Origin of the sequence: Streptomyces sp. NPDC018031 (genome assembly GCF_044327625.1) — a bacterium.
Taxonomy (GTDB): domain Bacteria; phylum Actinomycetota; class Actinomycetes; order Streptomycetales; family Streptomycetaceae; genus Streptomyces.
This window is the reverse complement of record NZ_JBIRFT010000006.1, coordinates 330,508-354,549: the sequence shown is the minus strand read 5'-3', so window position 1 is coordinate 354,549 and position 24,042 is coordinate 330,508. Positions and strand designations below refer to the sequence as shown.

20 protein-coding genes are annotated in these 24,042 nt (G+C 74.2%); 11 read left to right on the top strand and 9 right to left on the bottom strand.

The features are described 5' to 3' along the window. The first annotated feature begins 31 nt into the window (after window positions 1–31). From ACH4B3_RS17890 to ACH4B3_RS17875, 4 genes are all read left to right on the top strand, one after another. Entirely contained in the window at window positions 32–319 is a 288-nt protein-coding gene (locus ACH4B3_RS17890; RefSeq protein WP_398463796.1) for a DUF4229 domain-containing protein, read from the top strand. 539 nt (window positions 320–858) lie between these two features. Continuing rightward, entirely contained in the window at window positions 859–2,145 is a 1,287-nt protein-coding gene (locus ACH4B3_RS17885; protein ID WP_398463854.1) for a dicarboxylate/amino acid:cation symporter, read from the top strand. 232 nt (window positions 2,146–2,377) lie between these two features. Beyond that, a complete protein-coding gene (locus ACH4B3_RS17880; RefSeq protein ID WP_398463795.1) occupies window positions 2,378–2,782 on the top strand; it encodes a hypothetical protein in 405 nt (134 codons plus the stop codon). Window positions 2,783–2,784: 2 nt separating this feature from the next. After that, on the top strand, window positions 2,785–4,704 hold the full coding sequence (locus ACH4B3_RS17875) for a caspase family protein (RefSeq protein WP_398463794.1): 1,920 nt from the start codon (window positions 2,785–2,787) through the stop codon (window positions 4,702–4,704). A gap of 573 nt (window positions 4,705–5,277) precedes the next feature. On the opposite strand, the gene ACH4B3_RS17870 is transcribed toward ACH4B3_RS17875, so the two are convergent. Beyond that, the gene (locus ACH4B3_RS17870) at window positions 5,278–5,853 is read right to left on the bottom strand and encodes a TerD family protein (protein ID WP_398463793.1); all 576 of its coding nucleotides are present in this window, start codon (window positions 5,851–5,853) and stop codon (window positions 5,278–5,280) included. 203 nt (window positions 5,854–6,056) lie between these two features. Between ACH4B3_RS17870 and arfB the strand changes: the two genes are divergently transcribed. Further along, window positions 6,057–6,485, top strand: a complete 429-nt coding sequence (gene arfB, locus ACH4B3_RS17865; RefSeq protein ID WP_398463792.1) for an alternative ribosome rescue aminoacyl-tRNA hydrolase ArfB — start codon at window positions 6,057–6,059, stop codon at window positions 6,483–6,485. A gap of 172 nt (window positions 6,486–6,657) precedes the next feature. Continuing rightward, entirely contained in the window at window positions 6,658–7,617 is a 960-nt protein-coding gene (locus ACH4B3_RS17860) for a hypothetical protein (RefSeq protein WP_398463791.1), read from the top strand. A gap of 85 nt (window positions 7,618–7,702) precedes the next feature. On the opposite strand, the gene ACH4B3_RS17855 is transcribed toward ACH4B3_RS17860, so the two are convergent. After that, on the bottom strand, window positions 7,703–8,263 hold the full coding sequence (locus ACH4B3_RS17855) for a flavin reductase family protein (RefSeq protein ID WP_398463790.1): 561 nt from the start codon (window positions 8,261–8,263) through the stop codon (window positions 7,703–7,705). Window positions 8,264–8,882: 619 nt separating this feature from the next. Here ACH4B3_RS17855 and cdgB point away from each other — a divergent pair. After that, window positions 8,883–10,571, top strand: coding sequence for a diguanylate cyclase CdgB (gene cdgB / locus ACH4B3_RS17850; RefSeq protein ID WP_398463789.1), 1,689 nt, complete (start codon window positions 8,883–8,885; stop codon window positions 10,569–10,571). 215 nt (window positions 10,572–10,786) lie between these two features. Beyond that, window positions 10,787–11,851, top strand: a complete 1,065-nt coding sequence (locus ACH4B3_RS17845; protein ID WP_398463853.1) for a carbohydrate-binding protein — start codon at window positions 10,787–10,789, stop codon at window positions 11,849–11,851. A 57-nt stretch (window positions 11,852–11,908) separates the two neighbouring features. Here the strand turns inward: ACH4B3_RS17845 and ACH4B3_RS17840 are convergent, their stop codons facing one another. The 4 genes from ACH4B3_RS17840 to ACH4B3_RS17825 form a co-directional block, all read right to left on the bottom strand. Continuing rightward, a complete protein-coding gene (locus ACH4B3_RS17840) occupies window positions 11,909–12,814 on the bottom strand; it encodes a ketose-bisphosphate aldolase (RefSeq protein ID WP_398463788.1) in 906 nt (301 codons plus the stop codon). Window positions 12,815–12,963: 149 nt separating this feature from the next. After that, on the bottom strand, window positions 12,964–13,893 hold the full coding sequence (locus ACH4B3_RS17835; RefSeq protein ID WP_398463787.1) for a 1-phosphofructokinase family hexose kinase: 930 nt from the start codon (window positions 13,891–13,893) through the stop codon (window positions 12,964–12,966). A 309-nt stretch (window positions 13,894–14,202) separates the two neighbouring features. Beyond that, window positions 14,203–15,435, bottom strand: coding sequence for an N-acetylglucosamine-6-phosphate deacetylase (nagA, locus tag ACH4B3_RS17830; RefSeq protein WP_398463786.1), 1,233 nt, complete (start codon window positions 15,433–15,435; stop codon window positions 14,203–14,205). Next, a complete protein-coding gene (locus ACH4B3_RS17825; protein ID WP_398463785.1) occupies window positions 15,435–16,367 on the bottom strand; it encodes an ROK family protein in 933 nt (310 codons plus the stop codon). Before ACH4B3_RS17825 ends, nagA begins: the two co-directional genes overlap by 1 nt. Window positions 16,368–16,722: 355 nt before the next feature. On the opposite strand from ACH4B3_RS17825, the gene ACH4B3_RS17820 reads away from it, so the two are divergent. From ACH4B3_RS17820 to otsB, 3 genes are all read left to right on the top strand, one after another. Beyond that, window positions 16,723–18,003: an extracellular solute-binding protein gene (locus tag ACH4B3_RS17820; RefSeq protein WP_398463784.1), complete on the top strand. Its 1,281-nt coding sequence runs from the start codon at window positions 16,723–16,725 to the stop codon at window positions 18,001–18,003. 304 nt (window positions 18,004–18,307) lie between these two features. Further along, a complete protein-coding gene (locus ACH4B3_RS17815) occupies window positions 18,308–18,526 on the top strand; it encodes a DUF3263 domain-containing protein (RefSeq protein ID WP_398463852.1) in 219 nt (72 codons plus the stop codon). A gap of 386 nt (window positions 18,527–18,912) precedes the next feature. Continuing rightward, entirely contained in the window at window positions 18,913–19,791 is an 879-nt protein-coding gene (gene otsB / locus ACH4B3_RS17810) for a trehalose-phosphatase (protein ID WP_398463783.1), read from the top strand. 57 nt (window positions 19,792–19,848) lie between these two features. Here the strand turns inward: otsB and ACH4B3_RS17805 are convergent, their stop codons facing one another. From ACH4B3_RS17805 to ACH4B3_RS17795, 3 genes are all read right to left on the bottom strand, one after another. Continuing rightward, window positions 19,849–20,754 carry an endonuclease/exonuclease/phosphatase family protein gene (locus tag ACH4B3_RS17805; protein ID WP_398463782.1) on the bottom strand — a complete coding sequence of 302 codons (906 nt, stop codon included), beginning with the start codon at window positions 20,752–20,754 and terminating at the stop codon, window positions 19,849–19,851. Beyond that, window positions 20,751–22,292, bottom strand: coding sequence for a trehalose-6-phosphate synthase (locus tag ACH4B3_RS17800; protein ID WP_398463781.1), 1,542 nt, complete (start codon window positions 22,290–22,292; stop codon window positions 20,751–20,753). Before ACH4B3_RS17800 ends, ACH4B3_RS17805 begins: the two co-directional genes overlap by 4 nt. 649 nt (window positions 22,293–22,941) lie before the next feature. Beyond that, a complete protein-coding gene (locus ACH4B3_RS17795) occupies window positions 22,942–23,889 on the bottom strand; it encodes a glucosyl-3-phosphoglycerate synthase (protein ID WP_398463780.1) in 948 nt (315 codons plus the stop codon). Between the last annotated feature and the right edge of the window lie 153 nt (window positions 23,890–24,042).

Here is a 24,042-nt window from a genome sequence, read left to right as displayed (position 1 = left end):
TCAGGATCTCCCAGCAGAAAGAAGTCCAGCCGTGCCTGCCAAGTCGAGCGCCGCGCTGCGCTATACCGCCATGCGCCTGGGTATCTTCGTCGCTTGTTTCCTGGTCATGTGGGGCCTGGTGCACTTCGGGCTCGCGCCGGCCGGTGCCAACGATTCCAACTTCTTCTGGGTGCTGCTGCTCGCCCTCGTCGTCTCCGCGCCGCTCAGCCTGGTGCTGCTGCGCAAGCAGCGGGACGCCATGTCGGAGCAGCTGGTGGAGAAGGTCGATCAGGTCAAGGGCAAGTTCCAGGCCAGCCGGAGCCAGGAGGACGGCGTGTAAGCCTCCTCACACCCCGCCCGCGTCTCCCCGCCCGCCCCGCCGGCCAGCATCCGCTGGCCGGCGGGGCGTTGGCGTTTTTTCCGCCTGCCGTCCACCGCCCGCTCAAAGATTTACTTTGAGACACCCAAAGCACCGATGTTAATGTGAGTGCCATGAAGACAGCAGCTGCGCACCACAACCCCGCGAGCGTCCCGCTCGTGGCGCGCCTGCACGTCGATCCCCGCCTCCCCCGAACTCTCGGCTCCGCCCGAGTGGGAGGCGCCCCCAGTCTGTCCGCGACCTGTTGTCGCCGCCGCTGTCTGCCCGCGGCCTGTCGCCGCCGCTGAGACCGTCCCCGTCCAAGCGCAGCGGCCGGAGATCCGTCAAGGACCTCCCGGCTCGGTCACGCCCCGGCCCCCCGGAGCCTGGCCACCCGTACCCCACCCGCATGTCCGCCTCCCGTCCCCGGAGAGTGTCCGTTGTCCTCGGAGTCGTCCGCGTCCTCCTCCGGGTCCGTCACCACGACGGACTCCACCCCGTCCCCCTCGGCCCCCTTCCGGCTGCCCAAGGTGCCCTTCTGGGCCCAGATCCTCGGCGGTCTGGTCCTCGGTGTGCTGCTCGGCTGGGCCGCCCGCAGCGGTGACGTCGACTGGCTGGTCACCACCCTCGACAAGATCGGTTCGATCTTCGTCCAGCTGCTGAAGCTGGCCGTCGCGCCGCTGGTGTTCTTCGCCATCCTGGTGTCCATCACCAACCTGCGGAACGTCAACAACGCCGCCCGGCTGGCCGGCCGCACCCTGCTCTGGTTCATGGTCACCTCGCTGATAGCGGTGGCCATCGGCCTCGCCATCGGCCTGCTCACCGACCCGGGCTCGGGCACCGGACTGACCCCCAAGGACGGCGCCAAGCCGGAACACTCCGGCTCCTGGCTGGACTTCCTCACCGGCATCGTGCCGGAGAACGTCATCACGCCGTTCACCGAGCTGAACGTGCTGCAGATCGTCTTCATGGCCGCCGTCGCCGGTATCGCCGCCCTGCAGCTGGGCGAGAAGGCCGAGCCGATCCTCAGCCTCAGCAACGCCGTCCTGGAACTCCTCCAGAAGGCGCTGTGGTGGGTCATCCGCCTCGCCCCGCTGGGCACCCTCGGCCTCATCGGCTACGCCATCGCCGAGTACGGCTGGGACCTGATCGGCAAGTACGCCACCTTCACCGCCGACATCTACATCGGCTGCGCCCTGGTGATGTTCGGCGTCTACCCGCTGCTGCTGGCCACCGTCGCCAAGGTCAACCCGCTGCAGTTCTTCCGCGGCGCCTGGCCGGCGATCCAGCTGGCCTTCGTCTCCCGCTCCTCGGTCGGCACCATGCCGCTCACCCAGAAGGTCACCGAGCGGCTGGGCGTCCCCAAGGAGTACGCGTCCTTCGCGGTGCCGTTCGGCTCCACCACCAAGATGGACGGCTGCGCCTCCATCTACCCGGCGATCGCCGCGATCTTCATCGCCCAGATCTTCGACGTCCAGCTCGACTTCGGCGACTACCTGCTGATCGCCTTCGTGTCGGTGGTCGGCTCCGCCGCCACCGCGGGTCTCACCGGCGCCACGGTGATGCTCACCCTGACCCTGTCCACCCTGGGCCTGCCGCTGGAGGGCGTCGGCCTGCTGATGGCCATCGACCCGATCGTGGACATGATGCGCACCGCCACCAACGTGGCCGGGCAGGCGCTGGTCCCGGTGCTGGTCTCGGCGCGCGAGCGGATCCTGGACCGCGAGGCCTACGCGAGCGCCAAGTCCTCCCCGCTGGACGAGCCGCTGGACGCCCGCGAGCCGCAGGTGGCCGCCGCGGCCGCGTGAGGCAGCACGCACCGGCGCCCGGACGCCCCCGGCCCCTGGAACTTCCCAGGGACCGGGGGCGTTTGCATGGCGGCTCCCCCCGGCAACGCCCGCCGCACGCACCCGACATGGGAACCCGACGCGGTTTCCGTCCCGCCGGTGACTGACGGCACACTTGTCTCACAGACAGCGATCACGTCGGAGCCGGGCGCGGAGCCGGGCCCGGGGCTGTGACGAGAAAGAGGGGGGCGCCGTGGAGTCCTGGCTGGCCGTGGAGGGCGCGGACCGGATCGAGGAGCGGGTGGAGCTGGCCGCCTGGCTGTCGGACGAGCCCGAGTTGCGCGGCAGGGTGACGGAAGGGCCGGCCGCCCCGCGCGCGGGTGAACTCGGCGCGGGCTGGGCCGACACGCTCGTGGTCACGCTGACCAGCGGCGGGACGCTCACCGTGCTGGCGCGCACCCTGGCGGTCTACCTCAGGCAGCCGCGGCGCCGGAACGCCCGGGTGGAGATCGTCGCCCCGGACGGGCGGCGCACCGAGGTGTCCGCCGAGCACGTGAAGAGCCTCGCCGAGGTGGAGGACCTGCTGCGGGCCGCCCTGCACGCGCACGACGGCACACCGGACGCGGACGCGGACGGGGAGCCGGCAGGAGGCCGGTGACCGTGCGGCTGCCTGACCGGGACCGCTCGCGGGCCGTACTGATCGGCGTCGGCCGGTACGCCGACGCCGACCTGCCCGACGTGCCCGCGGTCCACAACAACGTCCGGGACCTGCGCCGGGAGCTGACCCGCACCGGCGGTGGCGCCTTCCACCCGGAGCACTGCGTCGAGATCAACGACCCGGTCGACGGGCACAGCCTGGGACGCCAGCTGCTGCACGCCGCCCGGGCGGCCGAGGACGTCTTCCTGGTCTACTTCGCCGGACACGGGCTGGTGGGCCGCCGCCGCCGGGAGCTGTACCTGGCGCTCGGCGAGACCGACCCGGACGCGCTGTTCTACACCGCCATGTCCTTCGAGGGGGTCCGCGAGGCCTTCCTCACCAGCCCGGCGAAGAGCCGGATCCTGCTGCTGGACTGCTGCTTCTCCGGCCGGGCCATCGGCGAGCAGCTCTCGGACGAGGTGTCGGCGATGGTCGGCCAGATCGAGATCTCCGGGACGTACATCCTGACCTCGGCGGCGGCCAACGAACCCGCCCTGGTCGCCCCCGGGGCCACCCACACCGCCTTCACCGGGGAACTGATAACCCTGCTGCGGAACGGGATCCCGCGCGAGCCGGACGGGCTGACCCTGGACGCCCTCTACCGCGAACTCCACCGCTCCCTCACCGCCCGCGGACTGCCCGCCCCGCAGCGCTGCGGCACCGAGACGGCCCAGGAACTGGTGCTCGCCGCCAACCGTTCGCAGCCCGCCGCCGTCCCCCCGCCGGGCCCGGACCCGGACCCGGAACCCGTCCCGCAGGTCCCGGACCCCGCCGCACCGGCCGTCGGGGAGGAACCGGCCGCGCCCGCCCAGCAGTTCACCGAGCTGAGCGCGGAGGCCGGCCAGCTGCGCAAGGAGGGCGATCTCGAAGGAGCGGTGACCGCCTACCGCACACTGACGCAGCAGGACCTCATGGAACACGGGGTGGCCTTCGTCGACGCGCTGCACGACTGGAGCGTGACGCTGACCGAGGCGGACCGCCACGAGGAAGCCCGGGCCGCCTCCGCCGAAGGGGTGGCCACCTGCCGGGCGATGGCCCGGCAGGACCCGATCCGCCGGCTGGAACTGGGCTGGGCCCTGGTCGACCTGAGCTACGACAAACGGGAACTGGGCCGCAAGGAGGGGGCGCGGGCCGACCTCGAAGAGGCGGTCCGTCTCTTCCGCGCACCGGACGAACGGGACGCGCCGCGGCACGGTGACTACCGCGACGGCCTGGCGGACGCCCTCGGCGAACTGGGGTCCCTCCTCATGGACCTCGGACGGCACGCCAAGGCGGCGCCGGTCTACGAGGAGGCGGCCGGTCTCCTCCGCGACGCCGTGCAGGACGGGAAGGCCGAACGGAGCGAGCTGGCCGGGCTGCTGGACCGGCTGGCGCATACCCTCGGCGAACTCGACCAGCCGGTACGGGCCCTGGCGGTCGCCGAGGAGGCGGTGGCACTGTACCGGGAGCTCGCGGCGGACGAGCCGCAGCTGCACAGCGCGCCGCTCGCCCGGGCGCTGCTGGCCACGAGCAGCCTGCTGAGCAAGATGGACGGCTACGAGAAGTCCTACGCGGCGGCGGACGCCGCCGTGGACATCTTCCGGGTACTGGCCGAGGAGGACCCGGACGGCTACTCCGCCGAGCTCGCCGACGCCCTGCTCGACGTGGGCGCCGACCTGACGCACCTGGCGCGGCACAAGGAGGCGCACCAGGCGGACGTGGAGGCGGTGAGCCTGCTGCGGACACTGGTGGAGAAGGACTCGGCGACCCACCGCCCCAAGCTCGCCACCGCACTGAAGAACCTGAGCATCGACCTGCAGAACCTGCACCGGAGGAACGAGGCGCAGGAGGTCGTGAAGGAAGCGGCGGCGTTGCAGGCCACGGAGCCCGCCCCCGGGCCCTGAGAGCGTCCGGTGCCGTCCGGGAACGGGGATGGGCCCCCGTGCGACACGAGGGCCCCTCGTCATGGTGCCGCCACGGGCGGGCGAGCGGACGGCTGGTCCAGCACGCATGCCACCCACGCGAAGGGGATGGATCGCCGGCCACACGTGGCGAGTGACGTCATGGATCAGGCGATCACACGCGGGCCGCCGTCGGGGGACGGCTTCTCGTCCGGGACCGGCCACGGCTCGCCCGGGAGCTTGCCACCGTTCCCCCCACCACCGCCGTTGCTGCATGTGCACCTTCATGTGGCCGAGTGCCCCGGTCGTCATGTTCCGGCCGGGGCGCTCGGCTTCGGTTGCCCGGAGGGGAGAGCGGAAGGGGTGGTCAGCACCCCCGACGGGGACCGGCTACCGCCCTCAGGCGCGGTGCCCCGGAAGAGGCCGTGCGGGCCGCTCGGGGCACGCCTGATCGCAGCACGACGAAGACCCCCCAAGAGACGTCGGGGGGTCTTCGTGGTGACTGGGTCACCCCGTGCCGGACCGTGCTGACTCAGCACGGCCCGACGACGGGTTCCCCGGGGCGGAGCGCCGGACTCAGACGTTGACGCCGAAGTCCTGGGCGATGCCCGCCAGGCCGGCCGCGTAGCCCTGGCCGACCGCGCGGAACTTCCACTCGGCGCCGTGCCGGTAGAGCTCACCGAAGACCATGGCGGTCTCGGTCGCGGCGTCCTCGCTCAGGTCGTAGCGGGCGATCTCGGCGCCGCCGGCCTGGTTCAGGACCCGGATGTACGCGTTGCGCACCTGGCCGAAGTTCTGGCTGCGCGACCCGGCGTCGTAGATGGAGACCGGGAAGACGATCTTGTCCACGTCGGCCGGCAGCGCCGCCAGGTTGACGTTGATCTGCTCGTCGTCGCCCTCGCCCTGGCCGGTGAGGTTGTCGCCGGAGTGCACGATCGACTGGTCCGGGGTCGCCTTGTTGTTGAAGAAGACGAAGTGCTGGTCGGAGTAGACCTTGCCGCTCGGGTTGACGGCGATCGCGCTCGCGTCGAGGTCGAAGTCGGTGCCCGTGGTGGTGCGGACGTCCCAGCCGAGGCCGACCGTGACGGCGGTCAGGCCCGGAGCCTCCTTGGTGAGGGAGACGTTGCCGCCCTTGGACAGGCTTACAGCCATGGGGAGTCCCTTTCGTTCTCGGTTCGTCGGGCTTCGTGACTGGCGACGAAGCTACCGTCACTCCCCACAACGCGAATCAGGGACCACGAGGTTCCAGAACTCTTTGCTTTCTTTACCGGGCGGGTGGCCGCCGGGCCGGGGCCGCGGCCCCGGCGGGGGAAATACCGGTGACGTATCGACCCGGAACGGGGGATGATGTGGGCATGTCCGGGCCTTACGTCATCCGTGGTTCGGTCTCCCTGCCGGAGGCCGAGCTGATGTGGCGTTTCTCGCGTTCCTCCGGTCCCGGCGGACAGCACGTGAACACCAGCGACAGCCAGGTGGAACTCCGGTTCGACCTGGCGGCCACGGAGGCCCTGCCGCCGGTGTGGAAGGAACGGGCGCTGCAGCGGCTGGCCGGCCGGCTGGTCGACGGGGTGGTGTCGGTGCGGGCGTCCGAGCACCGCTCGCAGTGGCGCAACCGGGAGGCCGCCGCGGTCCGGCTCGCCTCGCTGCTGGCCGAGGCCTCCGCGCCGCCGCCCAAGCCGCGTCGCCCCACCCGCATCCCGCGCGGGATCAACGAGCGGCGGCTGCGGGAGAAGAAGCAGCGCGGCGAGACCAAGCGCGGACGCAGCGGCCGTGACTGGTCCTGACCCGGCCGGGCCCGGCCGGGTCTGACCCGGGCCGCGCGGTGCGCCCCGGTTGCTGCATTCCGGTGGTTCGGCCGGTCGGTTCCGCTGCCACACCGGGTGACCTCCGCCCTCGCTCCTGAAAATTCGTTATTTAGGACATCACGGACTTCATTTCTAAGTAGAAGGTGGCCTGATGTTCCAGACGATCCGCCGTGGTCCAGCGATTCTCGGTGTGGCGGCAGCCCTCTTCCTTCCGGTGGCCGGTGCGGCGTACGCGGCCCCGGGATCCGCGCTCCTCCCGGTTCCGGGGCACGCCACGGCCGACCCGGGGAAGGGCAGCCACGACCCCGACAAGGCCGCCGGCCAGGGGCCGAGCAAGACCGGCAAGCCCGCGAAGCCCGCCAAACAGGGCAAGCAGGGCAAGACCAGTAAGCCAGTGAAGCAGGGCAAGCCCGGTGGCCAAGGGCAGGGCAAGACCAGTAAGCCGGTGAAGCAGGGCAAGCCCGCCGGTAACGGGCACGAGAAGACCGGCGGGCACGGGCACCAGGGCCACGACCAGGGGAAGCCCGCCCATCACCACAGCGGGCACCACCAGAACGCCCACCACCACAACGGTGCCCACCACCAGAACGCCCACCACAACGGCGGCCACCACCAGAGCGGCGTCCAGCACACCGGCTGTGAGAACGGCCACCACGGCGGACGCGAGCAGGGGCAGTACGGCGAGCGCCGGCAGCCGCAGGTCCAGCCCGCCCAGCCGAACCAGCAGATCCAGCCCGCCCAGCCGAACCAGCAGATCCAGCCCGCCCAGCCGGACCGGCAGGCCGAGCAGCGGCAGCAGCTCCAGGACCAGTACGCCCAGTACGGGCGGATCCTGCCGGCCTACGAGCAGCAGCGGGAGCGTGGCCACGGCCACACCCCCGACCACGGCAGGACCGACTGCGGCGGCAAGGGCCACGGGTACGGCCACGCCAAGGACCAGGGCGGTTACGTGAAGGACCAGGGCGGCCACGCCAAGGGTCAGGGCCAGGGCAGGGAGCAGGCCAAGACCCAGGGCATGACGGACGGGAACGACGCGAAGGACGCGAAGAGCACCGTCAAGCAGCAGCGGTACGCCGGTCTCGTCGGGCAGCTGCTGGGGATGACCCGCTGAACCGTCGCTGACCCGCGATCCCGCGTCTCGCCCCGGCTGCCGTCCCGCCGGGGCGAGACCCGCGGGCGCGAGGCGGGGGCGCGGCTCAGCCCAGTCGCCGGTACCGGCCGCGGAAGTAGGTCAGCGGGCCTTCGGTCGTCGTGCCGGGCGTGGCGGCGGTGAGCACCCGGCCGATGACCAGGGTGTGGTCGCCGGCCGTCACCCGCTGCTCGGTGTGGCACTCCAGCTGTGCCAGCGCCTGGTCGGCCAGAGGGGCGCCGGAGGCCGCGCCGCGGTGGTGCGGCAGGTCTTGGAAGAGCAGCCGGTCGCTGATCCGCCCCTTCATGGCGAACCGTCCGGCGGCCTGGCGCTGGTCCTCGGCGAGGATCGACACCGCCCACAGCGGCTGCCGCTCCAGCAGCTCGTCCATCCGGGCGCCGGTTCGCACGCTGGCCATGACCAGCGGCGGGTCGAGCGAGACGGACATGAACGCGGTGGCGGTCATGCCGACGTCCTCGCCGTGCGGGCCCTCGTCCGGGTCGTGTGCCGTCACCAGCACCACGCCCGCGGCCAGCCGCGACAGCGCGGCACGGAACTGGTCGTCGCTCACCCCACCAGCATGGGGCACGGCGGACTCGGCGGGTACGGAAGGCGTTTTCTGCAGCACACCCAGCACGCTAACCGGGCCGCCCGGGTCCGGGTATCGGGCCCCGGGACCAGCCGGGGCTTAGGACCGATGGCCGAGTGTGAGACGGCCCGGCCCGCCCGTCCGGGGGTGGCGGGCGGGCGCCGGTGGGCGCGGGGCGCGGCCGGACCGGCGTTCCCGGAGCCTTGTGGTCGAGGCCGGGTGGAGGCGGGGCCGGGTGGCGGGCCAAGGCCGGGTATGGAGCGGGTGGAGCCCGGGTGGAGGCCGCCGCGGCGACTGGAATGCGGCTGGAGATCCGGCCGGTGCCGAGTGGAGGCAGCGAGGATTTCCGGCCGGGCGGCGATGGATTTCGGACCGAGGCCGGAAAGGGTCGGAGTGGAGGCCGGATCGACGCCCTGCGGGGACACGATGGATACCGAGTTCCGGCCGTGGTTAAACGGCGCTTATTTGCGTTCCGAAAAAATCGGAGCGCTCCCACACCCTCTGTCCAGCACCGCTATACGGACTGTGACATGAGTCACAGCAGGCTGGAATTGTTGACCCTGTGTACCGAGTGGGCAGCTCGCTGTGATTCAGTGGCCGTGGCAATCGGACGACAAGAAGCCAGGAGTTGCTGTCGAGGTCTCGGGGGAGAGCAGCGATGGAGACCGAGTCGGAGCCGTACATCCGCCTTGCGACGCTGCGGCAGCTGCATCAAGTGGTCGCCGACCTGAACACCGCGCGCAGCCTCGCCGACACCCTCCAGACGGTGGCCGACGGCATAATCGCCGGGCTCGGCTACGAGCTGTCCGCCGTCAACCTGGTCCGGCCGGACGGCGACCTCGTGGTCGCCGCCGTCGCGGGCAGCCCCGGGGCGGAAGCGCTGATGGCCGGGCGGGTCGGTTCCCGCAGCTCCTGGGAGCGGCGGCTGGCGATGGGCGACCGCTGGGGCGACCTGCGCTTCATCCCGTACACCGAAGGCTGGGTGCTGGACGACGACGACGTCCCGCAGTGGCACACCGCCGGCCCGGCGCCCCGGTTCGTCGACGAGTGGCACCCGATGGACCGCCTCTTCGCCCCGATGTACGCGGCGGGCGCCTCCGCCGGGGAACTCATCGGGGTCATCTCGGTCGACAAGCCCCGCAACGGGCGCCGGCCGGGCGCCTGGGGCCGGGAGGCCCTCCAGATGTACGCGTTCCACGCCGCGATTGCGATCGGCAACGCCCGGCTCCGCGCAAACATGCAGCGGGCGCTGGTCCGCCTGGAGCGTGAGCAGCAGGCGCTCCGGGCCAGCGAGGAGAGCTTCCGGCAGGCGTTCGAGTACGCCCCCAGCGGCATGGCGATCGCCGAGATGGGCGGCGACCAGCACGGCCGCCTGCTGCGCACCAACGACGCGCTGTGCAGACTGCTGGGCCGCCCCGCCTCCGTGATGCGCCGCTACTCCTTCTCCGACCTGGTCCACCCCGAGGACATCGGCACCCTGCTGCGCACCTCCGCCGAGGGCGGCCGCGCCGAGCTGCGGCTGGGCCGCCGGGACGGCAGCTACGTCTGGGTGTCGCTGCGCAACTCCGTGGTCGCCGACGCCGCCGACGGCCCGCGGTTCCTGCTCACCCACGTCGAGGACATCGAGGAGCGGAAGCGGCACGAGATCCAGCTCGCCCACCGCGCCAGCCACGACTCCCTGACCGGCCTGCCCAACAGCGCCGAACTCCGCGCCCGGCTGTCCGCCCGGCTCTGCGGGCACCCGCCCCGCTCCGGGCCGCCCGGCGCCCCGGACGCCGCGGCCGGCACCGGCGCCGGGGCGGACTACCGCGACGGCTACACCGACGGGTACACCATGGACGGCTTCGGCGCCGAGGGCTTCACCGGCGGCACCCCGGTGAACGCCGACGGCGTGCCGTTCGAGCACCATGTGCACACCTACGCGCCCGACGAGGACGTCGACGACGGGCACAAGGGGCTGGCCGTCCTCTTCTGCGACCTCGACGGCTTCAAGTCGATCAACGACCGGTTCGGGCACCACACCGGGGACGCCGTGCTGATCGAAGTGGCCCGCCGGCTCACCCACGGCGTCCGGGACGGCGACACCGTGGCCCGGCTCGGCGGGGACGAGTTCGTGGTGCTCGCCGACGGTCTGGGCCGGGCCGACGCCCAGGACCTCGCCGTCCGGTTGCGGAACGCCATCATCCCGCCGATCCGGGTGGACGGCCGGGCGGTCCGGGTCGGGGCGAGTTTCGGCATCGGATGGGCCAGTTGCGGGATGTCCGCCGAGGAGGTCCTGCAATCCGCGGACCAGCGGATGTATGTGGAGAAGCGGTCCCGTTCCAAGGCCGGCCGGCGAGCCGGATGATGCGGTGATCCCCGCGTGGGCTCACCCGATAGAGGTAGGCTGCGCCAGGTCGGCGGTGTCGCCGACGGTGAATCGATCATGAATATTGGCCGTCCGGGCAGCCGGGGTCTGTCGATGACGCCCGCGCTCTGGTAGGAGCTGTTCCACCGCGTGCAGCCGTGCGCGGCACACGCCGCGCACCGACGGCCCATATGCATTGGGGAGTGACGAGAGGGATGACGGCCGGCAACAACGGCCCGGGCACGCCGGAGAACGACGACCCCTTCGCCTACCTGTACCGGCAGGAAGGCGAGCAGCCAGGTCAGTCGGGCCAGGCGGGCCCGACGGGGACGGCCGCACCCCGCACCGGGGGCTACGGGTACCCCGGCCCCGGGACCCCGCACCAGCCGGGCGTGCCGCGCACCTCCTACAACCACGTCCGGGCGGTCGGCGAGCGCAGCTACGGGGGCCAGCAGTCCTTCGCCGGCCAGCAGGGCCACCCCGCCCCGGCCCAGCCGGGCCAGGGGCAGCCCGGGTACGGGCAGCAGCAGGGCTACGGGCCGGGGGCCGGCCAGCCCGGCTACGGCCGCCAGAACGCCCACTACGCCGCGCCCGAGACGTTGCCCGGCGGGGCGCCCCGCCGGCCGGCCGGGGCACCGTCCGGCCGCGGCGCGGGTTCCGGTGGTGGCCGCGGCCCCAACGTCAAGGGCCTGCTGATCGGCGCGATAGCGGTGGTGGCCGTCGTCGTCGCCGGCATCGGCGCGGCACTGCTCACCAACGGTTCCGGCGACGGCAAGGAGGGCCAGGCGGACCAGACCGCCACCCCCAGCGCCGGCACGACCGTCGAGCCCACCGAGCCCAAGAGCTCGTCCAAGCCCGGCAAGCCGAAGCCGCTGCCCACCCAGGACGCCAGCGCGCTGACCCTGGCGGGCGGGGCCGCCACCGCGAGCGACATCGAGGGCGCCAAGGCCGAGGACGGCACCTACGTCGGGGGCATCAACACCCCGGGCGCGTCGGCGACCTGGAGCGTCAACGTCGACAAGGCCGGCACCTACAAGCTCTACGTGGGCTACGGGGTGCCGGGCGAGGACCAGAGTCTGTCGCTCAGTGTGAACAGCGGTGAGAACCGGGCGCTGAACATGGCGAACTTCGCGCTGGCCAAGAAGGGCGACTGGACGAAGGGCTGGACGCACACCTACGCGATCGTGGAGCTCAACAAGGGCACGAACACGGTGGTGATCTCCTGCCAGGCGGGGGACAAGTGCCAGGTCAACCTCGACCAGGTCTGGCTGAAGAAGTAGCCGCCGGCCGGGCCCGCCGCGCGGCGGCGACCCGGCCCCGCGCGGCGCCGGCCGCGCTCAGGACGGGGCGCCCGTCCGCGGTGCCGGGGCGGTCTGCCCGTCCGGGCCGGTGCCGCCGTCCAGCAGGCCGAGGAAGTGCGCCACCGTGCGGGCCATCGCGTCGCGGGCCGGCGCCAGGTACCGGCGCGGGTCGGCCACGGCCGGGTCCTCGGCCAGCCCGGCCCGGACCGCCGCGGTGAAGGCGGTGTTCAGCGCCGTCCCCACGTTGATCTTCACCATGCCGGAGGCGACGGCCCGCCGGATCTCCGGGTCCGGCACGCCGGAGGAGCCGTGCAGCACCAGCGGCACCGGTACGGCCTCCCGCAACCGCCCGATCAGCCCGTGGTCCAGCGCCGCGGTCCGCTCCGTCATGGCGTGCGAGCTGCCGACCGCGACGGCCAGCGCGTCCACCCCGGTGTCCGCGACGTAGGCGGCGGCCTCCGCCGGGTCGGTACGCACCCCCGGCGCGTGCGCGTCCAGCGGGGGTTCGCCGTCCTTGCCGCCCACCCGGCCCAGTTCGGCCTCCACCCAGATGCCGTGCTCGTGCCCCCAGCGCACCGCCTCCGCGGTCGCCTTGACGTTCTCGGCGTACGGCAGTTCGGCGGCGTCGAACATCACCGAGCCGAAGCCGTTCGGATACGCCGACCGCAGCAGCCCGACGCTCTTGACGTGGTCGAGGTGGAGGGCGAGCGTGGCGTCCGAGGCGCGTGCCACCGCGGTCACCGCGGCCGCCAGCGGGCCGAGTTGCCCGCCGTGGAACTTCACGGCGTTCTCCGACACCTGGAGGATCGCGGGCCGGCCGGCGGCCTGCGCCCCGGCGGCGATCGCCTCGGCGTGCTCCAGGGTGATGACGTTGAAGGCGGCGACACCGTGTCCGGCGGCGCGGGCCGCGGTGACGAGTTCGGCCGTACCGATGAGGGGCATACGGTCTCCCAATCCCGGGCCGGATCCGACCCGTTGCCAGCTGGTTTACCGAGGAGGTGGGGGCGGGGCCGGGCGCGGGCGCGACGGGAGGCCGGGGCGGCGGGGCGGCCGGGCGCCGGCCGAGGTACCGCCGCCGGAGGCCCCCGGGGTCACGCCGCCGCCGGTTGCTCGGCCACCGTGACCCGCGGCAGCAGATCCTCGTAGGTGGCGCGGTCGAACTCGCCCGCCGCCGGGGCCCGTACCGTCGCGGCGGACAGGGCGACCGCCCGTGCCAGCCGGTCCGGCCACGGCACCCCGTCCACCAGACCGGAGAGCAGACCGGCCACGGCGGAGTCGCCGGCACCGGTCGGATTGCCGGTCAGCCGGCCCGGGGGAGCGGCGCGCCAGGCACCGTCCGTGGTGATCAGCAGCATGCCGTCCGGGCCCAGCGAGGCGGCGACCGCCCGCGCCCCGCGCCGGCGGGTGTCCCGGGCGGCGCGCAGCGGCTCGGTGGAGCCGGTCAGCCCGGCCAGTTCCTCGGCGTTGGGCTTGACCAGGTCGGGTCGAGCGGCGATGCCCCGCCGCAGCGCCTCGCCGCTGGTGTCCAGCAGCACCGGCACCCGGGCGGTGTGCGCCTCGCGGACCAGCTGGGCGTAGCTGCCGACCGGCAGGCCCGGCGGCAGGCTCCCGCACAGCGCGACCGCCGCCGCGCCGCCGAGCAGCCGGGTGAAGCGCTCGGTGAAGGCGTCCCACTCGGCGGCGGTCACCTGCGGACCGGGCTCGTTGAGCTGCGTGGTGTCGCCGGACGCCGCATCCACCACGCCCACCGTGCGCCGGGTGGCGCCCGCCACCGGTATCAGCGCGTCGGTGACCCCGCCGGACTCCGCGAGCAGCCGGCGCAGCGCGTCGCCGGTGCCGCCGCCGGCGAACCCGGTGACGACGGCCTCATGGCCGAGGGAGGCCAGCACCCGGGCCACGTTGAGCCCCTTGCCGCCGGGCCGCTCGATGACCTCGGAGACGCGGTGTGTGCCGTGGGGCCGCAGCCGGGGCACCCGGTAGGTGATGTCGAGGGCAGCGTTGAGCGTGACCGTGAGGATCACCCTGGTGTCCCCTCTCCCATGGCTCTTCCCGGCCGGCCAGGTCTCCCCGACGGATGCGTTGCGCCAGCGATCATGCCACTGCGCATCCCGGTCGGCGACCCCTCGTGCTCCCTCTGTTATCTCCGGTCACTCCCTTTCGGGAGGGTTCCGGAGCGTTCCGGTGCCCTGTGGAGCGCTCCGGAGCACTCCGGGTCTCGCGGAGCGCTCCGGAGCCGGCGGAGCGCCGGGCGGGCGCCGGCCGGCCAGGGGAGCCGGGGACACCGGCCGGAGCCCGTCCCCGCCGGAGCCCGGCGGGCGCCCGAGGGCCGGTCAGGAAGGAGCGGCCGGCGGCTCGATGACCCACTCGCCGTGCCGCATGACCCCGGCCACCCGGAACGCCTCGTCCAGCACCACCAGGTCGGCGTCCTTGCCCGGCTCCAGCGAGCCGGTGCGGTCGGCGATGCCCAGGAGCCGGGCGGGGGTGCCGGACAGGGCGCGCACCGTCTGCTCCACCGTCAGCCCGTCGAGGGTGACGGCGCGTTGGAACGCCCGGTCCAGGGTGAGGGTGGAGCCCGCGATGGAACCGGCGGTCGGCCCCTCGCTGATCCGCGCCACCCCCTCCTTGACCTCGACGTTCATGGGGCCGAGCGGGTACATCCCGTCCGCCATGCCGGCCGCCCCCATGGCGTCGGTGATGAACGCGACCCGGTCGGCGCCGGCCCGGTGGAAGGCCAGTTGGAGGACCGCGGGGTGCAGGTGGGTGCCGTCGTTGATCAGTTCCACGGTGACCCGCGGGTCCTCCAGCAGCGCGGCGACCGGGCCGGGCGCCCGGTGCAGCAGGGAGGGCATCGCGTTGAACAGGTGGGTGGCCACGGTGGCGCCCGCCTCGACGGCCTCCAGGGTGGCGGCGTAGTCGGAGTCGGTGTGCCCGACCGCGGCGATCACCCCGTGCTCGGCGAGCAGCCGCACCGAGTCCAGACCGCCACGCAGCTCCGGGGCGAGGGTCATCATCCGGGCGGCGCCGTGGGCGGCGTCCAGCAGCTTCCGGACGTCCGCGGGGTCCGGCTCGCGCAGCAGCTCCGGCTGGTGGGCGCCGCAGCGGTGCGGTGAGATGAACGGGCCCTCGAAGTGGATTCCGGCCAGCTCGCCCTGCTCGGTCAGCTCGGCCAGGACGGCCGCCTGCCGGGCCAGGTCGTCCAGGTCACCGGTGACCGTGGACGCCAGCATGGTGGTGGTTCCGTGCGCCCGGTGCGTCCGGACGACGGTCAGGGCCTCCTCGGCGGTGCCCGCGGAGAACGACGCGCCGCCGCCGCCGTGCACGTGGACGTCGATGAAGCCGGGGACCACCCAGTGGCCGGTCAGGTCGAGGGTGCGGGCGGCGGGGGCCGCGGCGGCCCCGCCCGTACCCGGGCCGGCCGCCGCTCCCGCACCGCCCGGCGCCGGGCCCGCGGCCGGTGCCTCCGCGGCGAGGATGTGGCGCCCTTCGACCGTCACCCGTCCGTCCTCGACGACCCCGGACGGCAGCACCGTGCGGGCGCCCGCGAGAACCGTTCGTTGCACCATCAGGGGGTTACCTCCGTGGAGAGAAGATCCCAGGCGAGCAGCCCTGCGCCCAGGCATCCGGCGGTGTCCCCGAGGGCCGCGGGGACGATGACGGGTTGACGCTGGAAGGTGATCCGGTCCGCGACCGCCGCCCGCAGCGGGGCGAAGAGCGTCTCGCCCGCCTCGGCGAGCCCGCCGCCGATGATCAGCATCTCCGGATCCAGCAGGGTGACGGCGGTGACCAGGCCGTCGGCGAGCGCCGCCACGGCCTCGGACCAGACCGCCCGGGCGCGCGGGTCGCCGGACTCGACGGCCTTGGCGCAGTCGGCGGCGTCCGCCGTCGGGTCGCCGCACACCTCCGCCCAGGCGCCGCCCACCGCGGAGGCCGACGCCAGCCGCTCCATGCAGCCGGACTGCCCGCAGCCGCAGGCCGGGCCCCCGGGCCGGACGATGACGTGCCCGATCTCCCCGGAGGAGCCGTGGGCGCCGGGCTCGATGCGGCCGTCTATCCCGATGGCGCCCGCGATCCCGGTGCCCAGCGCCACATAGAGGAAGCGGCCGGTGCCGTTGCCCGCGCCGATCCGGCCTTCGGCGAGCCCCCCGGTGCGTACGTCGTGTCCGAGGGCGACCGGGATGCCGGCCAGCCGCTGGGAGAGCAGGGCCCGCAGCGGCACGTCCCGCCAGCCGAGGTTGGCCGCGAACACGGCGATGCCGCGGGCCTCGTCGATGACTCCGGGCACGCCCACCCCGGCGGCCGACGCCGGGACCCCGTACCGCTGCTCGCCGAGCGCGCGCAGCTCGTCGGCGAAGTCGAGGATCCGTGCGACGACGGCGTCCGGGCCCGCCTCGCGGCCGGTGGGCCGGCGGTCCTCGTGCAGCAGCTCGCCGTCCGCGGCGACCAGGGCGGCCTTCATTCCGGTGCCACCCACATCCAGGGCGATGACGTGTTTCACGGGGAACAGTGTCGCCCGACTTCCCGGGAGAGGTCTAGTCCACTCACGGGTTGTGTCGGGCGCGCGGTGTTCACGGGGGCCGGCCGGCGGGGCCGGGCCACGACGCCGGGGCGGCCCATGGCCCCCCGCGCGGACGGCAGTTGGCGGCGGCCCGGCGCGAAGCGGCGGCGCGGAACCGGACGCCGGGCGTCCGCCCCGCCCTGCGAGGCGCGGGCCGGTACTCGGCGGCGGCGTGTCATGGTGTAGACCTTGTGGAGGTTTGCGGGAAACACTCGCTTACCGCGCCGTGACTTCCACCAGAAGCTCCGGTGCACCGATGAAAAACGCAAGCGATCGACAAGGGCGGGTACCGGCTGTGCAGCGGCGGCGGTTCTTGAGTCTCACGGCAGCGGGCGCGGCCACCGCGGCGGTAACCCCGGCGCTGGCCTCCTGCGGCGGCGGCGACGGCGGCGACGGTGAGGTCACGCTCACCATGGTCGCGGCCGACTACGGCGACAGCGCGGCCAACACCTCCCGGACGTACTGGGACAAGCTGGCACGCGCCTTCGAGGCCCGGAACAGCGACATCAAGATCGACGTCAGGGTCTACAGCTGGACCGACGTCGACCGGAAGGTCGCGGAGCTGGTCCGCCGGGGCGAGGCCCCGGACCTGGCGCAGATCGGGGCCTACGCGGACTTCGCCGCCGACGGCAAGCTCTACCGCGCCGACCAGCTGCTCTCCATATCCACCCAGGCGAGCTTCATCGAGTCGATAGCCGCGGCCGGCGAGGTGGGCCGCCTCCAGTACGGCCTGCCGTTCGTGGCCAGCGCCCGGCTGCTGTTCTACAACGAGGACCTCTTCGACGAGGCCGGCATCAGCTCCGCGCCGGAGGACTGGGACGAGCTGAAGGAGGCCGCCGGCAAGCTCAAGGCGGCCGGCGTGAAGATCCCCTACGGGCTGCCGCTGGGGCCCGAGGAGGCCCCGGCCGAGACCATGCTCTGGATGCTCAGCGGCGGCGGTGGCTACACCGACACCAACGGCGCCTACACGCTGGACTCGCCGGAGAACGTCAAGACCTTCGAATGGCTCCGCGACGAACTGGTCGGCGAGGGCCTCACCGGCCCCAACGCGCCCGGCCGCACCAACCGCCAGCAGCTCTTCGACGCCTTCACCCGCGGCGAGGTGGGCATGCTCAACGGCCACCCGACCCTGATGAAGCAGGCCGAGAAGCACGGCCTGAAGTACGCCATGGCGCCGCTGCCCGGCTCCCGCGGCAAGACGCGGTCCACCATGGGCATCGCCGACTGGATGATGGCGTTCAAGCAGAACGGCCGCCAGGAGCAGATCGGCCGCTTCCTCGACTTCGTCTACGCCAAGGACAACGTCCTGGACTTCGCCACCCGCTACGACCTGCTGCCGGTGACCGCCGACGCCTCCCAGGCGATGCGCGGCGACCGGAAGCACAAGCGGCTGTGGCAGTTCCTGGACCAGCTGGAGTACGCGGAGTTCCTCCCGTACAGCAAGACCTCCTGGGCCACCGTGAGCCAGGGCGTCAAGCAGAAGATCGGCGCCGTGGTGGCGGACGGCGGCGACCCGGTGAGCGTGCTCGGGGAGCTGCAGCGCATGGGCGACGAGGCGGAGATCACCAGCCGGTGACCGCCCGGCCCCGCCCGGACCGGGCCGGATGTGACGACCGCCGCGGACAGCGGCCGGGGCCCGGTGGCAAGGTGGACGGGTGACCGCGAGCCCTGATCAGCAGCCCGACCCCGGCCGGAACGACCCGGCGGGGGAGGCCGACCGGACCGGGCGGTCCGAACCGGCGGGGGAGGCGGACACGACCGGGCGGTCGGACCCGGCGAGGGAGGCCGACCCGACCGGGGAGCGCCGGCCGACCGGGGGGTCCGGGCCGGCGGAGGAGTCCCTACCGGCCGGCGGCGACCCGCGCCCCGAGCAGGCGGCGCTGTCCGAGCGGGACCTCGCCATGCTCGCGGTGGAGCGGCGCGGCTGGCCGGGACCGGGCGCCAAGGAGCGCGCGATCCGTGAACAGCTGGGCATCAGCCCGACCCGCTACTACCAGCTGCTCAACGCCCTCCTCGACGATCCGGCGGCGCTGGCCCACGACCCGGTCACCGTCAACCGCCTCCGCCGGATCCGGGAGACCCGCCGCGCCCATCGCTGACCGGCGGCCGGCCCGGTGCGGCCTGGCCCGGCGAACCGGGCCCGGAACACCCGGCCCGGCCGGGGGTCTATTGGCCGGTGGGTCCGGCGTTCCGGCCCGGAACGCCCAGCCTGGAGCACTCGGCCCGGAACGCCCGGCCCGGAGCACCCGGCCCGGAGCACCCGGCCAGGTTCAAAGCACTCGGCCCGGAGCACCCGGCCAGGTTCGGAGCACTAGGCCCGGAGCACCCGGCCAGGTTCGGAACCCGGCCCGGCCGTGGGTCCGTGAACGGGCGGCGGGTTCGGCGGCCGGTCCGAGGGCGGCCGCCGGCTTCCGGCGGCCGGTCCGCCGGGTGCGGGCCGCGGGTGGTCCGGACACCTGCCGCCGCACCCCGGTATGGTCGCCGCATGGGCAGCAGCCACGTTCCGGAACCCGCCACCCCGGCCGGCCGCGACGGCCTCGCCGCACTGCTGGCACACCCCGAGCGGACCGTCGTCGCGCTGGACTTCGACGGCACCCTCGCCGACATCGTGCCCGACCCCGACCAGGCCCGGGCGCACCCCGACACGGTACCGGCGCTGGCCCGGCTCGCTCCGCGGCTGGGCTCCGTCGCGGTGATCACCGGCCGGCCGGCCGAGGTCGCGGTCCGCTACGGCGGTTTCGCCGGTGCGCCGGGCCTGGAACGTCTCGTCGTCCTCGGCCACTACGGCGCCGAGCGGTGGGACGCCGCGAGCGGCGCCGTCCAGGCGCCCGCCCCGCACCCCGGTGTGGCGGCCGTCCGGGCCGAGCTGCCCGGCGTCCTCGCCGGCCTCGACGCCGGTGCCGGCCGGGACACGGCGGAGTCCGCGTACATCGAGGACAAGGGCGACCGTGCCGTCGCCGTCCACACCCGGCGGGCCGCTGACCCGCAGGCCGCGTTCGAGGCGCTGCGCGAGCCGCTGGGGCGGCTGGCGCAGCGGCACGGGCTGATCGTCGAGCCCGGCCGGATGGTGCTGGAACTGCGCCCGCCCGGCATGGACAAGGGTGTCGCGCTGACGGACTACCTGGCCGAGACGGGCGCCGGGGCGGTGCTGTACGCCGGGGACGACCTCGGTGATCTGGCGGCGTTCGCGGCGGTGGAGCGGGCGCGCGCCGACGGGCTGCCGGGGCTGCTGGTGTGCAGCGGCAGCGGTGAGGTGACCGAGCTGGCCGACCGGGCCGATCTGGTGGTGGACGGCCCGACCGGCGTGGTCGGACTGCTGACGGCCCTGGCGGCCGCGCTGGACCGGTCCGCGCCGGACTCCTGACGGGGCCGGCCCCGCGCCCGTGCCGTGCCCCGCGGTGCGTGCCGTGTCTCGCGGTGCCTACGGTGCGTCCGCCGGGCCGTCCGGCGGCCGGAGCGCCAGGTCGGCGACGACCGCCGCGTGATCGGACGGCCACACCCCCGCCACGGGCGCGTCCCCGGTCCGCCGCACCGCGCGTACGCTGCCGGCCCCGCCCGGCCCCGGCAGCCCGACGTGGATGTAGTCGATCCGGGCGCTCGGTTCGAGGCTCGCCGCGACATGCGGGTTGGCCCGGTCCCAGGTGAGCTCCGGAGCGCCCGGGTCCGCGTACGCCCAGGCGTCGACCATCACCAGACCGGGCACCGCCGGCGCCGTCAGATGGCCCCCGAACAACCGGAGTTCGTCGGACTCGGGCCGGGCGTTGAAGTCCCCGGTGACCACCGGGGGGAAGTCGGTGTCCGAGCTGTGCGCGGCGACGAACCCGGCCAGCTCGGTGACCTGCGCGCAGCGCACCGCCGACTCGTGGGGCACGGAGTTGAGATGGGCGGTGAAGAACGGCACCCGGGCTCCGGGCGCGTCGATCATCGCGTGCAGCGCCAGCCGCCCGTCGTCCCGGCCGCCCGCCACCGGCAGCCGCAGCACCTCGCGGCCGACGATCGGCCACCGACTGAGCACCGCGTTGCCGACGTCCGCGGGGGGCTCGTCGATCCGCCGCCGCCAGCGGTCCGGCGCGTCCGAAGCGGCCCACGTCCAGTGCCACCCGCCGGGAGCCAGCCGCGCCGCCAGCTCCCCGGCCAGGGTCTCCCCGTCGCGGCCCCACACCTCCTGTAGCCCGATCACATCGGGCCGCACCTCGCGCAGCACCGCGGCGATGGCCTCGCGCCGCTCCCGCCAGGCCCCGAACAGCCACCACACGTTCCAGGTCAGCACCCGCAGGGTGCCGGGTGCCCGTCCGCCGCCCGGCTCCGGCCGCCCGGCGCCGCTCATCCGCCCAGCGCCCTCAGCTGGGCCAGGAACCAGTCCCTGGGCGGCAGCGCGGTCGCCGCCGCGGCGAGCCGCCCGCTGCGCCCGGCCCGTTCCGCGTCCGGCATCAGCAGCGCCTCGTGCAGCGCCCGCGCGGTGGCCTCCACGTCGTACGGGTTGACCACCAGGGCGTCGGCACCCAGCTCCGCGAACGCGCCGGCCTCCCGGGACAGCACCAGCGCGCAGCCCTTCTCGGAGACCACCGGGACCTCCTTGGCGACCAGGTTCATGCCGTCCCGGATCGGATTGACCAGGGCCACGTCCGCCAGCCGGTACGCGGCCAGGGAGCGCGCGAAGTCGTCCTTCACGTGCAGCGCGACCGGCTGCCAGTCGGCGGTGCCGAACGTCGCGTTGATCTCCTCGGCGACCCGGCGCACCTCGTCGGTGTACTCCCGGTAGACCGCCAGGTCCTGGCGGGAGGGGTAGGCGAAGGCGAGGTGCACCACCCGGCCCCGCCACTCCGGCTGCCGCTCCAGCAGCCTGCGGTACGCCAGCAGCCCGCGCACGATGTTCTTGGACAGCTCGGTACGGTCCACCCGCACGATGGTCTTCCGCCCCGGGCCGATCTGCTCGCGGAGCGCCGCCAGCCGCTCGTCCACGTCCGGCCGGCGCGACCGCTGCCGCAGGAAGTCGGCGTCCGCGCCCAGCCCGTGCACCCCCAGCCGGGTGGTGCGCCCCTCGAACCGGACGCCCGGCCCGGCGATCACCGCCCCCGGCCCGGTGCCGACGGCCGCCCTGCCCTCCGGCTCCTCGCCGCGCTCCACCTCCGCGCCGAGCACCGCCGCGCAGCAGTCCGCGAACGCGTCCGCCCACCGGCGGGTGAGGAACGCGGCCCGGTCGCCGCCGAGGATGCCCCGCAGCAGCTGCGCGGCGATGTCGTCGGGCAGCAGCCGGAAGTAGTCCGGCGGGGCCCACGGGGTGTGCGAGAAGTGCCCGATCCGCAGGTCCGGGCGGAGATCGCGGAGCAGACCGGGGACCAGGGCCAGGTGGTAGTCCTGGACCAGGACGGTCGCGCCGTCGGCGGCCTCCTGGGCGAGGGCGTCCGCGAACGCCGCGTTGTAGTTCTCGTACGCCGCCCAGCGGGCCCGGAACCGGTCGTCGAACACGGGGTCCAGCGGGGTCTGGTAGAGCAGGTGGTGGACGAACCACAGCACCGAGTTGGCGATGTCGTTGTAGGCCGCGGTGAAGACCTCCGGCGCGATGTCCAGCATCCGCACCCGCTGGCCGCCGGTGTCGGCCGGGTCCAGGTGGCCGCCCGCCGCGCGCCGGACCGCCTCCCGGTCGCCCTCGCCGAGCGCCGCGCAGACCCAGACCGCGCCCGCGTCCGGTCCGATGGCGCTGAGCCCGGAGACCAGCCCGCCGCCCCCGCGCCGGGCGGTGAGCGTCGCGGTGTCCGGGCCGCCGGACCCGGGGGGACCGTCGTCACCGAGCGTGTACGAGACCGGGCCGCGGTTGGACGCGACGAGGACCCGGGCACCGGTACCAGAGCGGTCGAAGGCCATGCCGCGAGCCTAGCCCCGCGGCACGCCGTGCAAACGTGACGGCGGACTCATGCGCCCGCCCCGCCGGAGCGCGGGCGGCAGCCGCGCCGGTGGTCACCGCGGGCCCGTCGGCCGCCGGGTCCGGCCGGGCCGGGGTTGCGCCATCCGGGTGGTCCGGCCCGGCCCGCGAGGGGACCGCCGGAGACCGGGTGCGGCGACCGGGCCCGGTGGCGGCACGGGCGACCCACCCGCGGCTGGGCGGGGCGCCGCCACGGGCGGCGGGGCCGCCGCCGCGGCCGGCCACCAGATGGGTCCTGTCACCAGGCGGGTCCGGTCACCAGGTGGGGTGCCGTCCCCGGCCGGCCACGGCCCGGGCCCGGTACCGTCCGGCCGGAGACGCCCGGGCCCGGCACCGTCCTGCTGTCCTCGGCCCGGCCCCGGAACCGGTAGGCGGTTCTCGGCCCGGCCCCGGAGCCGGTGGGTGGTTCTCGGCCCCGGCCCGGAACCAGTGGGCGGTCACGGCCGGGGGCGAGCACCGGCGGGCGGCCATCCGGCCCGGGCCCGGTACCGGCGGGTGGTTCACGGCCCGGGCCCGGTGCGGGTGGCCGTCACGGCGTGGGCCCGGCACCGTCCGGTCGCGTCCGCGGCGGACCCGGCGCCGGTGGTGCGGTCACGCGGCGCGGATGGCCGCGTACTCGGGTATCTCGGCCATCGGCGGCCGCTCCTCGGTGTCCACCTGGGTGGTGTGCGGGGTGAAGCCGTCCTCGGTCCGGTCGAACTGCGTGAGCTGCGGCCGCACCAGGTGGCCACGGGCCAGCCGCAGCTGGGCGGTGCGGTATATCGCCGCGGCCATCCGCCCCAGCGCCTGCCCGTCCTGGTGCCGGTGCTTCCGGGTCCCCACGTCGACCTGGGCCAGCCCGTCCAGCCCGACCGTGTGCAGCGCGTCCACCAGCAGGCCCAGCTCGACGCCGTACCCGACCGGGAACGGCAGCTGTTCCAGCAGCCCGCGGCGGGCCGCGTACTCGCCGCCCAGCGGCTGGACGAACCCGGCCAGCTGCGGCCAGTGGAGGTTGAGCAGCGGCCGGGCGACCAGCTCGGTGACCCGGCCGCCCTCGGTGGTGGCGGAGCCCAGCGGCCGGTCGTACATCGCCTTGACGAAGTGCACGTCCGGCTCGGTCAGCAGCGGCCCGACGATCCCGGAGACGAAGCGGGACGAGAAGTCGCGCAGATCGGCGTCGATGAAGCAGACGATGTCACCGCTGGTGACCAGCAGCGAGCGCCACAGCACCTCCCCCTTGCCGGGCAGCGCGGGCAGCCGGGGGAGCACCAGGTCGCGGTGGACCACGCGCGCCCCGGCCTCGGCGGCGACCACGGCGGTGCGGTCCGTGGAGCCGGAGTTCAGCACGACCAGCTCGTCGACGAGCGGGACGTCCGGGGACATCAGGTCGCGCCGGATCGTGGCGGCGATCGTCCCGACGGTCGCCTCTTCGTTGAGGGCGGGGAGCACCACGCTCACCGTGGTGCCCAGGGCGTGTTTCGCAGCGAGGAGCTGGGCGAGCGGACGGTCGGCTGCGGACCAGGACCGCCGCGTCCACCAGCGCTCAACCTCTTCCAGCACGTTTCGACTCCCCTGCTGTTGCGGTCGGCTGTTGGGGCCAGTGTGACCCCAGTGCCGACCTTGGTGCTGATCCGGTGCCCTTCGTCGGGTCGGAGACTCTGGGCGGTGCCCTCGATCGACGGGCTACCCGGCGGTGGCCGCGGGGTGAACCCC